The 13080-nt window shown below is 57.4% G+C and carries 10 protein-coding genes; 3 read left to right on the top strand and 7 right to left on the bottom strand.

Annotation, left to right across the window (positions count from 1 at the left end):
* Window positions 1–404: hypothetical protein (locus H5U38_10625; GenBank protein MBC7187478.1), on the top strand; the 404-nt coding region annotated here is incomplete at its 5' end.
* A gap of 81 nt (window positions 405–485) precedes the next feature.
* Window positions 486–1391, top strand: a complete 906-nt coding sequence (locus H5U38_10620; protein MBC7187477.1) for a hypothetical protein — start codon at window positions 486–488, stop codon at window positions 1389–1391.
* A 131-nt stretch (window positions 1392–1522) separates the two neighbouring features.
* Here the strand turns inward: H5U38_10620 and H5U38_10615 are convergent, their stop codons facing one another.
* The 5 genes from H5U38_10615 to H5U38_10595 all read right to left on the bottom strand — a co-directional run bounded on the left by H5U38_10615 (window position 1523) and on the right by H5U38_10595 (window position 5331).
* Complete coding sequence (locus tag H5U38_10615; protein MBC7187476.1) at window positions 1523–2263, bottom strand: hypothetical protein; 741 nt, start codon at window positions 2261–2263, stop codon at window positions 1523–1525.
* Window positions 2264–2578: 315 nt separating this feature from the next.
* Window positions 2579–3334, bottom strand: a complete 756-nt coding sequence (locus tag H5U38_10610; GenBank protein ID MBC7187475.1) for an SDR family oxidoreductase — start codon at window positions 3332–3334, stop codon at window positions 2579–2581.
* Between the two features lie 26 nt (window positions 3335–3360).
* Window positions 3361–4062: a PrsW family intramembrane metalloprotease gene (locus H5U38_10605; protein ID MBC7187474.1), complete on the bottom strand. Its 702-nt coding sequence runs from the start codon at window positions 4060–4062 to the stop codon at window positions 3361–3363.
* A gap of 68 nt (window positions 4063–4130) precedes the next feature.
* A complete protein-coding gene (locus tag H5U38_10600) occupies window positions 4131–4538 on the bottom strand; it encodes a PAS domain-containing protein (GenBank protein ID MBC7187473.1) in 408 nt (135 codons plus the stop codon).
* Window positions 4539–5016: 478 nt separating this feature from the next.
* A complete protein-coding gene (locus tag H5U38_10595; protein ID MBC7187472.1) occupies window positions 5017–5331 on the bottom strand; it encodes a hypothetical protein in 315 nt (104 codons plus the stop codon).
* Between the two features lie 1055 nt (window positions 5332–6386).
* On the opposite strand from H5U38_10595, the gene H5U38_10590 reads away from it, so the two are divergent.
* Window positions 6387–7571: a T9SS type A sorting domain-containing protein gene (locus H5U38_10590; GenBank protein MBC7187471.1), complete on the top strand. Its 1185-nt coding sequence runs from the start codon at window positions 6387–6389 to the stop codon at window positions 7569–7571.
* Between the two features lie 853 nt (window positions 7572–8424).
* Here H5U38_10590 and H5U38_10585 read toward each other — a convergent pair.
* Together H5U38_10585 and H5U38_10580 are read right to left on the bottom strand one after the other, a co-directional pair.
* Complete coding sequence (locus H5U38_10585) at window positions 8425–10215, bottom strand: T9SS type A sorting domain-containing protein (protein ID MBC7187470.1); 1791 nt, start codon at window positions 10213–10215, stop codon at window positions 8425–8427.
* A 1749-nt stretch (window positions 10216–11964) separates the two neighbouring features.
* Window positions 11965–13080: hypothetical protein (locus tag H5U38_10580; protein MBC7187469.1), on the bottom strand; the 1116-nt coding region annotated here is incomplete at its 5' end.

The following is a 13080-nucleotide window of genomic DNA, read 5'->3' as shown; positions in this document are numbered from 1 at the left end:
GCTTGCTGCTGGTGGGAGTGGTGGTGATTGCCGTGCTGGTTGTGTTGAGCCTGGTAAGCAGCATTGCCCTGGTGCGCGTCAATGTACCAGAGATGGTCTACCAACTGATGTTCCCCATCTTCTTCTTGGGCGCTCTTGCCTTCATGGTCTCCACTCTGGTGCGCAACGGCAACGGCACCGCAGTGGTGATGGTCGTCGTCGGGCTTGGCTTTTGGATCGCAGGGGGCATGCTCCGTACCAGCAGATGGAATCTGTTTCTCAACCCCTTCCAGACGCCCAGCAACATCAACGAGGCCATTTGGGCAAGCGTGGTCGTGAACAATCGCATCTATCTCCTGGTGGGGATGGTGGTTTCGGTTTTGTTTGGGTTGCTGAACCTGCAAAAGCGGGAAAAGTTCATCTGAGGGTTTGCACTCTGGTCACTGCGCTGATTCATGCAGCAGCGATAGGCACGTGGTGGGTCATAATACAAGGAGGTTAAGAGGATGAAAGGCTTATTGAACCGGCAAGGCGCGAGGTTCTGCATGGCGCTTGGGCTGTTGCTGGTGGCGGTCGTCGCTACCGCTTCTGCCAAGGAAGGCTACACCTTGCGCTACAAGAGCAAACCGGGCAAGGTGCTCCGGTACGAGCGAAAGGAGAGCGTGACCCGCGAGATGGAGCGGGGCGGGCAGACCATGCAGACCAGCTCGCAAAGGACGATGCAGGCGGAACTGCGCACCGAGAGCGTGGACGAAGGGCTCTGCTTCACCCTCACCGTGCGCAAAATGGAGGGGAGTATGCAAGGGATGCGCGGCAGCCGCGCCATGGACTTTAAGGATTTTGAGGGCAAACGCGTGCGCCTCTGCATCGACCCCCTGGGCAAACAGAAGGAGTTCACGCCCATCGACGAGTTCCCCCGGCCAGGACGGGAGGGCGAGCGCGGCCCACGCATGGGGATGGGGCCGATGGGTCCGCCCGAGCGGCTCCTGGCGCTGACGTTCCTAGCCCTGCCTGAGAATCCGGTGCAGGTGGGCGACACCTGGACGGTGAGCTACAGCGACTCCACCTCTCCTGCGGGTGGAGGGCCGTTCATGCGCCAGGAGAAGGAGACAGGCAAGGTCACCTACACGGTGCTTGGGGAGGCGAAAAAGGGCGGCTTCAAGTGCCTCCACATCAAGACCGAGACGACCTACAGCCGCGAGGGGCATGGCAGCGGTCGCGGTGGCGAGATGAGCTCCGAAGGCGACGGCAAGATCATCGGCGAAGCGTGGTTTGCCTATGAGCAGGGCATCCTGGTCGAGTACACCACCCAGGATAGCTATGAAGGCACCACTGCTTTTGCCGGAGGTCAAATGAGCGGCACATCGGCGGTGAGCACGGACACCAAGGTGACCCTCAAGTTGCTGAAGTAGCGGGACCGATTCTCGGCGCTCAACACCCTTTGGCGCGAGGCCCCGGAGACGCTGTCTTCGGGGCCTCGTGTTTTTCGGTCGCGCTCGCCCTGCGCACCAACTGGACGAGGGCGGACAAGTCTGGCGCGCCGTCAGGTTCGGGTGCGGGCCAGCGGCGTTCCCGGTGGCGAAAAGAGGGAGTCTGGAAGGTCGAGGTTGAATTCCACCTGCTCGGTGATCACGATGTTGTCCAGTTCGCCGCCGAGACGGGTCTCTTTGTAGTGCTCGAGCATGATGCCCTGCTCTGGGCGATAATCATCCAAATAGGTCTCCGCGCGCCAGAGCGCACCGTGCCGGAGCACCTCATCGTCCCATCGCCGCTCCAAGAAGCTTTTCTTGTCCAGGTAGACGCGCAGCACATCGCCATTGGCCAGGCTCACTTCGATCGTATAGGCCTTGGCCCCTTTGATGTAGGCCTCTTTCAGCAGGCGGAGGTGGTGGCCCTTCTCCCGATAGTCCAGCAGCGGGCCGTCAAAGTCAGCAAGCGCGATGAGGTCTTTCGCCCGTTCCGGCTCGATGATCAGCGGTTGGTCGCCCGCCAGTGCTGGATTCATCACCCAGGCCACCGTGCCGTCGTAGGCGGCGACCATCGTGCCTCCCTCGTAGTCGTAGCTCAAACGCACCCGGTTGGGGCGCTTCGCCAGAAGCTCGAAGGGCATGCGCGCTTCGCCCTGCACAATGGTGCCTGTGAGCCGCTTCGAGGTAATCGCCTTAAGCCTCTCGTACCCTCCCCGCGCGGCGATGTGTTTGTCCACAATGCGGTCTACCTTGGAGGAACAGGACAGAAAGACGAAGCTCCACAAGAGCAAGCTCGCGACCCGCATGAGTTTCATGGTGCGCCCTTTCGTTGCCATGCCAGACATTTGTAGCTGTCAGGAGTTGCCCAATCACCGGCCCGAGCCCGCCAATAACGCTCCGCACGCGCTACACTTGGGCCACAAACGATTTCCAGAGACGCCCTCTACCGTCCGCGAAGGGCGCGTGCCTGTTGACGGTAAACCCTCCGCATCGACCTTGGGGAAGCCCATCCCCGTGCGCGGTGCCGTTCGGCGCAGAGGGAGCATGAGAGGCAATCGGCCCCAGTGCGCCGCTCACCGAGCGCGAAACGGGCGCAGAACCTCCTCATGGAGCAGCACTGGGACTGGTCCTCAGGTGCGCAAGTAGGAGGCGCCGTTGACGTCCAGAATCGCGCCGGTGAGGTACTCGTTGCCAGGGGCTGCCAGGAAAAGCACTGCTCGTGCCACTTCTTCTGGCAGGGCCAACCGGCCAAAGGGGACCTGCTTGCGGATCTCTTCCTCCGACAGATCGGGCCGGGCTCCGGACTCGCTGGCCACAAAGCCCGGTGCTACCACCGCCACGTAGATGTGGTGCGGGGCCAAGGCGACGGCCAGCGACTGACTCATGGCGTTGAGCGCCGCTTTGGCGGCCCCATAGGCCGGCTTGAGCGGTTCGCCACGAAACGCGCCCCGCGAGGAGACGTTGACGATGCGACCACCGCCTTGCCGAAGCATCTGCTGCACGGCCCAATAGGTGACCTGCGCGGCGCTGAACAGGTTCGTGCGTAAGGTGCGCTCCCACGCCTGCAGCCACTCCTCGTAGGCAAGATCAGTGATGCGGTGGACTGGCCCGGCGCCGCCGGCGTTGTTCACCAGCACATCCAGGCGCCCAAAGGAGGCCACTACCTCCTGGACAAGCCGCCGCGCCTCTTGCCGTCGTGAGACATCTGCCTGCACCAGGAGGTGAGGCCCTCCAGGGAGCAGAGAAAAGAGTTCCTCGGCTGCCGCTTGATTGGCGCGATAGTTGACTGCAACCCGTGCTCCGGCCTCCGCAAAGGCCGTGCACACGGCCCGGCCGATTCCCCGTGACCCGCCAGTCACCAGCACACACTTGTCGGCAAACTCCATAGGCGTAATCTTTCTTTCGGCTGAAATCACGCGCGCTGGGCTGCCATGTCCAAGACTTGCGCCTCCCTTATCAGCCTGCGGACGTGGAACAGCCCGCCTACGAGCAGAAGCCCCACCGTCGAGAAGGCGTGGCGTCCTATCTGCGGTTGCGCGAGAAGCAAGAGGTCATAGGACCCGTGGTAGGCCACAGCCCACGTCAACCCCTTGGCGAGCTGCAACCGCCGGGCACCTGCCGTGGGCGCAAAATGGGAAAGACCTACGTGGTACCCCATCACCGCCGAGGCAATGGCGTGCATGGGCACAGCCGTAAAGGCCCGCGCCAGCGCCACCTTCAACCCGGCGTCTACAACGAAGATGATGTTCTCCAAGCAGGCAAACCCCAGGCTGGCAACCACCGTGTAGACTATGCCGTCCATGACCTCGTCAAAGGCGCGCCTTCGGTAGCAGCAGCGCATGACCACCAGCAGCTTGAGACCTTCCTCGCAGAGCGCCACCACTATGTAGGCCTCCACGAGGCTGCGGAGGAATTGGCTGCCAAAAAGCACGTCCGCCAGCGGCGAGAAGAGTGTCTCGATCATCCCTGCGGGGATGGTGGCGGTAAAGCCCCAGGCGAATGCCGCCAGCAGCAGCCCGCGTGGCTCTGGTCGCCTTCTGTCCTGCTGGTAAAAGTAGGCGACCAGGTAGAGCGAGGGGATCACCGCCATTGTCACTGAGATGACCACGTACATGGGCGCGTCAGTCCGGGTGTTTGCCAACCCTTGCGTCTGAGCATCAGGCCATGAAGCAGCTTCGTCGCCTACTCATCCAGAAGCCGCTTCTGCCCTTTCAGTTCCTGCATCTCGGTGATGTTCTGCGTGGCTTCCAGACAGCCCAAATAGTTGCCTTGCCCATCCCGGAGGGCGTAGTACTCGATGAGGATCTTCTGCGGCCGCTCGTGTCCTTCCAGGTGCAGGTCAATCCAGAATTGCGCCTTGTCCCGGGTGCCTGCTTTCATCTCGGCGAGGATCTTTTCCACCAGGGCCAAACTCTTCTTCGGGTGGCAGTTGCGCACGTCCTTGCCGATGGTGCCTGGCGGGCGGCGGAAGATACGCGTGGTGTGCTTGTTCCATGCCACCACCTTGTCGTCCTTGTCAACGATGGAGAACTCGATGGGAATGGTTTCCAAGAAGGATGCAAGCATCTCGGCACTAAGGGTGCCCATCATTGTGGTTTCCTCCTTTCTGCTGTGGCCTTGTGGTACCCAATGCCCTCCAGCGGTGCCCGCACAGCGTTGTGCCGTGCACCTTCGCCCGACGCCAATCCGCGCAGCATAGACGCTCATACAAGCTCTCGCTAATGGCGCAGTGCAGGACAGCTTCTGCGTCAAGTTCTGCTGGAATGCAGGCGTTTCTTGCGCGCGCCGGGACGGCCCCGCGCCGGCCGGGTTGCCCTCCGTGCAGGTCCGGGCCTGGCTCTGCCCCTCGCATGCTGCTGACCCGTTGGTTCCCTGCGACGCGTGCCTCCTAAGCAAGGCGGCAAGCCGTGCCAAGAAGCGAGCCCGTCGGTGAGCTGGGCCCCACCGAGTCGATTGGCTATATTTACGGAAAAAGCGGAAGAAAAGCAAGAGCTTTGTGCAGGAGAACTCAGAAGGAGTTGTCTTCCTCTGAGGAGGGAGTTGAGGGCTTGGCGGCAGGAGGAGATGGCTACGGTCCGCGCTCCCCTTTGCGGCTCCTGGCCTCCACCTCCCCGTACTGCAGCCAGGCAAGGAGTACCCCCTCGGCATCGGTCAGCACCGCAGCCCGGTGGTGACGCAGCGGGCAGGCGACCACGTGTAGCCCGTCCCCTGCTTCCCTAGAGGCGAACAACGTTTTGGCCTGTCCCCCGGGCGGCGGGATGCTGCCGCTGAGGAAGATCCTGTAAGGGCTCGCGCTGCCGCCGGTGAACACAAATCTGGCCGAGTCCGTCCTCCCGGCCGACAGGTTCGGGTGCTGCAACCAGGTATCCGTCGATGCCTCCACCGACCACGACAGACCGTTCGCCGTGTAGGCGCGGTAGACCGCTCCCCCTTCGTCATGCCAGACAGTGGTGCGTCTGTTTTGGCTCAGCCCGGTAACGGAGGGTCGGTGGTAGCGGGTGCTGCTGGAGGCGGGCTCGAAGTATTTTCAGGCGCAGACTAGGATCTGGGGCATGAGCCATGTGATGACGTCTCCGCTCTACGCGTAGTCCAACGTCAAGAAGAACGGTGGTTCCGGTGGCTCAAGACTCAATGCAATCGACCCAAGAGACCGCGTTCGGTGGAAGATGCGAAAAGAGGGGTTTCTGCATTAGTGGGCTATTGAGCACCCGGAGGGTGCATTCGGCTATTGGTCACATTGCCCCTCCGGGATGCACGCCGCCTGCGACTAAAGATGCGAATCGGGCAAGGAAAGACGCCGACACAGCACGCTGGCCTTGACTGAATATCAGACCCCTGCTGAAGCGACCAGCTGCGGCATTCCAGAAGAGACAGTGTGAAGGTTACGGGAAAGAAGCCAAGCTCAATTTGCGGTGAGCAATTACGCAGCTGCCATCCAACCGAAGGGTTGCAGGAAGCTATTCTCCATGCGCCAACAGGCAAATTGAGAGCAGCCAATGTTTCCCCTTTATCAAATGATTGCTTGTGCGCCGTAAAATGGCGGAGATTGGTATTTCAGGCAAAACGAGGAATGAGCTAGTCGGACTGCTTTTGAGATTTGGCGATTCCCAACGCAGTTTGGTTCGGTTCGGGATAGTGCAACATCCTAATCTCGTGAGAGTCTGAGTTCCATCTCGTTGCCGGTCAGATTTCCAATCTCAGAATTTTTGATGTAAACGAAAAATGTGTTGACTTTTGTCTGAATTGTTCTATATTCAATGGCGAGTTCGTGAAAGCTTCCCTCAATTCACAGAAGAATTCGTCGGCCTTTATGCGGGTGGATTCTTATCTGACATTTGTTCATAGTTCAATCGATTAAGCCGATTTGCACCAGGGAGAAAATAGAATAGGATCAAAACGCATCATGGTTGTCTTCACCAACCAAAGGAGGAGAAAGTCATGAGCGCATCAAGAATCTTTGTCTGTCTTCTGCTCTATCTTATCCTTCCCTTGAATTCATTGATCAGCCAGACCGCCATTATCATCGATCACAACTGCACCGATATCACCAAGATTCCCGCCGCCTGGATTGCGGAGGCAAAAAGCAAGCTCCGCGTCGGTTACAGCCATACCTCCCATGGTAGTCAATTGGTGACTGGCATCGAGGCCTTTCGGAGCGCGCCGGGCTCACCGTATTACTATGAGTATTCGGATTGGGGCTTGCAGCCGGGCATTTTCCTGAATGACTATTGGGCCAACGAATACGCGTCCGACCTCGGCCATAATGGTGATCTCACCTGGCGCGATGCGACCATCACCATGCTGCAAATGCCGAACAACGACCGCAATGTGGTGATCTGGTCCTGGTGCGATGGGGTCAGCGATAATAATGCGGCTGGCATCAACGCCTACTTGACTGCAATGAATCAACTGGAAGCCAGTTACCCGCAGATCAAATTTGTCTACATGACAGGCCACCTCGATGGCTCGGGTGCAGCGGGAAATCTCCATCTGCGCAATGAACAAATTCGCGCATATTGTCGAACGCATCACAAGATCCTGTTTGACTTTGCGGATATTGAAAGCTATGATCCCGATGGTCAGATCAACTACATGCAGCGTTATGGGACGGACGGCTGCGAATATGATCGTAATGGGGATGGCGATCCCTGGGGCGATGGCAATTGGGCTATCGAGTGGTTGGAGAGGCATCCCAATAGTGAGCTGGCACGGCTTGCTGCCGGTTGTGGAGAATGCGCCCATTCGGATCGGCTGAATTGTGTGCTCAAGGGCCGGGCGTTCTGGTGGCTGCTGGCGCGCCTGGCAGGCTGGGATGGCCAGACCGGGACCGCGGTAGCTGCTTCTTCTGCTCAATTGCCGCATGACAATGGTGTGCTGCAAAATTACCCCAATCCATTCAATCCCTCAACGACGATTTGCTTCTCACTTGGGCACGGCGAGCATGTGACACTGGACGTCTTCGACGTTCAGGGCAGAGAAGTGGCGACGCTGGTCAATGGTGAACTGAGCGCAGGCGACCATTCGGTGGTCTTTGAGGCCAAAGGTCTGTCGAGTGGTGTCTATTTCTACCGACTTACTGCGGGAACACTTGTTCAACAAAGAAAGATGATAATGATAAAGTGAAGCATTCGTCTCGCGAATGTGTGCATGAATGGGGACATCCTGACGGCGCCGGGACTGCAGGGCAACCGGGGAGCAAAGACCTCGCTGGACCGATGCCCCTTGGGCCCCGATCATTATGCCCTCGGGACCGGCATGCATTGCCTGCAACGCGCGGCCTTCAATGGGAACTTCAGTGCAGACCATCATTTCATGGCGATGGCTCCCTAGCAGGGACGTCAACTCTTGCATGGGCCGCAGTTGAGGCTCCGTGTCTTAGACAAGGCGGACACTGAGCGGGCCAAGTAGGCACTCGGGCGGCGGAACCCTCTTGAAGCGGGCACTGCTCAGGCACTGAGACGCGCACCTTGGCATTGGCGCCCGGCGGGTCGCCGGGTGAGTGCCCGAATGTCTCGCTTTAAGATAAGAAAAAATGTGCGCGTGTCAAGAGCTTTTTTTGCAGCGGCCAACCCCCGGGAGGTGTGTGGCCGTTGCCCTCACCTGGCGCCCCGGGAAGGGCCCAACCTGGGGGTTCTCGCAGGCCCGCGGGAGACACATGGAGGCAGACAGACTCGGCGGACCAGCCGGGCGGTGCTTCCTGGTGGTTGAGCTCGGCTGGTGGATGAGCACGGGCCAACCTCGGCGAGGTTCTGGCACGGCCGGGAGAGCACGCCGGCAAGTAGAGCTGGGGCCACGCCCGGAGCCTGCTGGCCCAGGGCTGAGACCAGAAGCGCTGACGCCCCTTTGCGGCCAGTGAGTTCGCAGCGGAGGGGCACCACGAAGTCGCCGAAGCGGGCGCGTGGGCGGGCGACCACACAAAAGGCCAGCTGTGGCGCCGCGCTGCAGGTGGCCAAAGCTTGCCTCTTTCAGCCGCTGTTCATCGTACCAACAGTAGCTTGCGGCTCTTCACCTGACCACCAGCTGCCAGCCGATAGAGGTACACCCCACTTGCCACCTCCCGCCCCGCGCTGTCTGTGCCATCCCACCGGGCCACGTGCACGCCGGCCTCCTGCACCTCCTCCACCAGCCTCTTGACCTCCTGCCCCATGAGGTTGTACACCGCCAGGGTCACCTGGCAGCGCTCCGGCACCCGGTAACGCACCTCCGCACAGGGGTTACACGGGTTCGGATAACTTTGCTCCAGGCAGAACAGTCTCGCCCCGGCGTCCTGGTCAGCTACCTGCCCCTCCGGCTTCGGCAAGACCTCCCTCCCAAAGGGGCTGGTGACCATGAATACCTCGCCCAGGGCAGCGCACACCTTCTCCATCCCCTCTGACAAGCCCACCGGCCGCACCGCCACGACCACCTCCTTGCCCGCGTAGGCAGAGATATCCACCCCCACCCGCGCCTGCTGCCAAGGGGCGCTAGCCTCGCCCGCGAGGATGCTTGTGTGCAGCAGTGCCACGGTTCGACCGCTGAGCGGGTCAAGCAACTCCACCCGCACGGCCGGCGTGCCCCCGGCCTGGTCAGCCAGCCTCTCAAGTCCCTTGGCATAGAGCTCCTGCACCCACACCAGGCTGTCCACCTCCTGGGGCAACACTACCGGCTGGGTAGCAAGGTAGGTGAACACCTCAGGCACCGTCTTTTCCCCCTGAACCCCAGCCAAGGAGACCAGCTCCAATGGGATGCGCTCCCCCTTGCGGCTCCTGGCCTCCAGCTCCCCATACTGCAGCCAGGCAAGGAGGACCCCCTCGGCATCGCTCAGCACCGCAGCCCGGTGGTGACGCAGCGGGCAGGCGACCACGTGCACCCCGTCCTCTGCCTCCCCCGAGGCGAACAACGTCTTGCCCTGTCCCCCGGGCGGCGGGATGCTGCCGCTGAGGTAGATCCTGTATGGGCTCGCACTGCCGCCGGTGAACACAAATCTGGCCGAGTCCGTGCTCCCGGCCGACAGGTTCGGGTGCTGCAACCAGGTATCCGTGCATGCCTCCACCGACCACGACAGACCGTTGGCCGTGTAGGCGCGGTAGACCGCTCCCCCTTCGTCGTGCCAGACAATGGCGCGCCTGTTTTGGCTCAGGCCGGTAACGGAGGGTCGGTGGTAGCGGGTGCTGGTCGAGGCGGGCTCGAAGTAGACATAAGGCTCCCAGCTGCTGGTCTTGCGCCGGTGCACAATGACATACTTGTTGTTGGAACTCTTCTTGGCCTCCCACGCCACATTCCTGCCAGAGGCGCCGTCTACTTCCACGCTGGAGTACTTGTTCCCCGTACACCCGCTGGCGGAGGAGACATTCTCCGGGCTGCCCCACGCAGTGGTGTAGCTGTTCATGTACACCTGGGCGCCGTCGTCGTAGGTGAGGTAGACCGTGCTGGCCGGCGCAGTGGGCCCCATGGACAGGCTGGGGTTTTGGTGCGCAGAGCTGGTAGAGGGGATCCTGTAGTCCACATCGGGCTCTGGATACCACGAGTTGCCCTGGTCGTCGGAGTACTGGTACAGCAGGGCATTGTAGCCTTCCTTTTGCCCTTTGGCGCAGACCAGAATGCGGTTCGTGCTACTCACCGTCTTGTAGCTCACCACCGGCAGGGGGTCAGTTGGCGTGCCAAAGGCAAGCTGGGAGAGGCGGGGGATCGTGGTGGCAGGGCCCCAACCGGAGCCCGTGTTCTTGGCAAGGTAAGTATCGTATTTGTACTGCCCCCCGGAGTAGCCGGTGTAACGCTCCCAGACCACAAACTTCTTGGTGCTACTGCCAGCGATGGAAGCGTATCTATTGTTTCGGTTACTAAGGCTAAGGCGTGCACGACCTTTCCATTTACTTCCGTTGTCGGTGGAGTATTGATAATAAATGTCACCACCTGATTCGTAAGCTAGATGCAATTTGCCATTGCCATCCCTAATAAGCTTTCGGCCGTTGTTGTGAGCGGTAGCCTGGGAACTGATAGACCACCAATTTAAATATATATCTGCAAGCAATGCGCTTCCCTGACGTCTAATGTTGCTTATCCCTATATGAGTAAAGACATTTTGGACAGTATCCGATATTGCACTATTACCGCTGTATCCATTAGTATTAGGATTGGTGGTATCCGGTGTAAAAGAGGTTTTCCACTCCGGGAAGAACGGATCAGTGGTATCATCGGGCAAGTAGGGAGGAAGAGGCTTCTTTGTTTCGCCGAGATTACCATTGTGACTAATGCTATAATCTGAATAATTTGAACGAGCAAAAAAGTCCAAGTTATCTCGGCCCGAATAGGGATTGGCGATAGTGCCAGGATATCCCTTGTCCGAAAAAAGTCCGTCAGCGCATTCCAAGTCAACGCGTTTATGCAATTCATAATGAACTTGATCATGATAAGGATTGCCAGTGACTCCTTCATCAATATGCCAGATGAATAAGCCGCCGGTTGAATTGACATGGCTTTCCCAAGTTGTAAGTAGTTGACGATTTTCAATGAGGAAGTACTCCACCTCACTGGGTGTCTTGTCGATCCAAATCCGATAGACTTTGTCGCGCTGCGAGCTGTTGCGGTGCGCTTGAATCGGTTGAAAAGTATACCCTAAGGATGACGTAGTAATATCCACTACGTCAACCCAACCCAGCTTGGCCCTGGCCCAACCACACATCATTGCAGGGCTCCAATAGTCATGGCCCATCACACAATAGTTACCGACACCTGCGGAATGGTCTTTCGCAGGATCATTAGCCCAGGGCGATCCCGGAAGTCCACTTCTGTCATATAGTTCTGGTAACCCTAAAACATGGCCGTATTCATGGGCCATATTGCCAACGAGAAAGCCCCAATTTGCTTTCCCGCGCGTAATTGGTACCTCGTGCCTAATAATGGGTCCTTCTGAGGTTTGGTAATTTATAAGGTGCGCAGTCGAACCTGTTTCTCCAATTGTTGCTCCACCCGGGATTACCATTACCTGATCGACGTAACCGTCTCCATCCAAGTCATAATCTGACCAACTAAACCCTCTGTTGGTATCACTATCAACTTCTCTTATTGCACGCTTAATAATCTCCTCCGTATCGGTTGTACAAGGGATTGCATACCATTTGGTGATGTCGGCCTGACCGTCAATTCTCGAACTCAAGATATGATTACCATGGGACATATCGGCAAAGTAATTGCGAAAGCTGCTGGCGTAGGCACTGGAAAGATATTGATGAATACTATGTCCACCATCGAAATTTAATGGGTCCCAAGGGTCAGCGTCACCTTTAACCTTCACCAAAATCACCAAACATCTTTTTTCAACGATCCCTCTGTTACCAGAATTAGCAGTTTGTACGACGCCAGCATCACCCTTCATATCTATGCCGTAGGTACAGTACCAATCCTCTATTTGGGCAAAAGATACAGTTGCTGAAAATAGCATGCCCCAAAGTAGCGTACCAATGCGAGCAGTCGGTAATTGCAAGAACTTGACCATTTCATTGCTTTTCATGGCACTCATCCTCCACCTTCTCCATTCCTATCTAATGAACAAGACCTTTTTTATCTCAATACTTGATTTGGTGCGGAGTAAACACAGGTATACGCCGGAAGCGACTACTTGACCACTTTCATCACATCCTCCCCAGCGGAACTGATAGCCTCCCTCATCTTTATAGCCATCGAACAGGGTCTTTACCAATTCAGAGTTGAGATTAACAATCTGCAAGCTAAAATAGGTTCTTTCAGGGATGCGCACTTGAAATGTGGTAAATGAGTTAAATGGGTTAGGATAATTTTGCAGTGACTGAAAGGGGTTAGGCTTGTGTCCATTGTCAGGGGTATTTTCCACGCTTGTAATAGTGACTGTTCTCAGATTGGTGGAGCCATCTGGTTGATATGCCCATCGGAAAAAAGACTCTGGCTCATTAACATCAAGAAAATCGGAATAGTGGACATCTATCTTGGCGAAGTGACGCTCCTTAGTCCTGATGACGAACACGTGGTCGTACATTACAAATCCGCTATCTACGTAACCCTCAGTAGGAGCCTGTACCACGCTATCGAAAAGGGTGTCGCCCAAGTCGATCATCTCACCCCAGATCAACATTTCCTCAAAGAATTGAAAGGAAACGTCTTCGGATTCACAACAAGCCCCATAACTTCCTGAAGAAAAATCAAAACAGTTTCCCCAAAGACCAAAATAGACTATCCCTGTTACGGTAACGGTATTCAAGTTTCTGCTGCCGTCGGTTTGATATGCCCATTTAAACCCTAAGCCACCCTCAGTTTCACAAGTCTGCAATTTTGCATAATGGGATTCTCTTGTCCGAATGACATACACGTGGGTCCTTTTCCACTCTGCTCCAGTCTGATACCCCGAAGCGGGTGCAACAAACACGCTATCAAAATCAGTTTCGCCCAAGTCAACTATTCGAGTGCTGCAAAAACTCCACAAGGATTCCCCAACACTGTAGACTACATCTGCCAAAGAATCCTCCGGGCTTACCGCATTCCCTGCCGAAAAGTCAAAGCCCTCAACGTTTCCTGCAAAAGTATGTTTCCCCCTTGTCACCTCTGCATGTAAGACTGCATGATTAGAGAAGGTTACACCGATAATGAGGATGACGCCTAAGAGGGTTACATTTTTCATTAC

The organism is Calditrichota bacterium (genome assembly GCA_014359355.1).
GTDB lineage: Bacteria > Zhuqueibacterota > Zhuqueibacteria > JANLFK01 > Oleimicrobiaceae > Oleimicrobium.
The sequence above is the reverse complement of the archived record's forward strand: the minus strand, read 5'-3'. Positions and strand labels throughout refer to the sequence as shown.

Bases quoted from the DNA above. Each gene is read 5' to 3' on its own strand.
- H5U38_10610 (MBC7187475.1), bottom strand. From the start codon at position 3,334: ATGGAGTTTGCCGACAAGTGTGTGCTGGTGACTGGCGGGTCACGGGGA.
- H5U38_10620 (MBC7187477.1), top strand. From the start codon at position 486: ATGAAAGGCTTATTGAACCGGCAAGGCGCGAGGTTCTGCATGGCGCTT.
- H5U38_10600 (MBC7187473.1), bottom strand. From the start codon at position 4,538: ATGATGGGCACCCTTAGTGCCGAGATGCTTGCATCCTTCTTGGAAACC.
- H5U38_10605 (MBC7187474.1), bottom strand. From the start codon at position 4,062: ATGTACGTGGTCATCTCAGTGACAATGGCGGTGATCCCCTCGCTCTAC.
- H5U38_10590 (MBC7187471.1), top strand. From the start codon at position 6,387: ATGAGCGCATCAAGAATCTTTGTCTGTCTTCTGCTCTATCTTATCCTT.
- H5U38_10615 (MBC7187476.1), bottom strand. From the start codon at position 2,263: ATGAAACTCATGCGGGTCGCGAGCTTGCTCTTGTGGAGCTTCGTCTTT.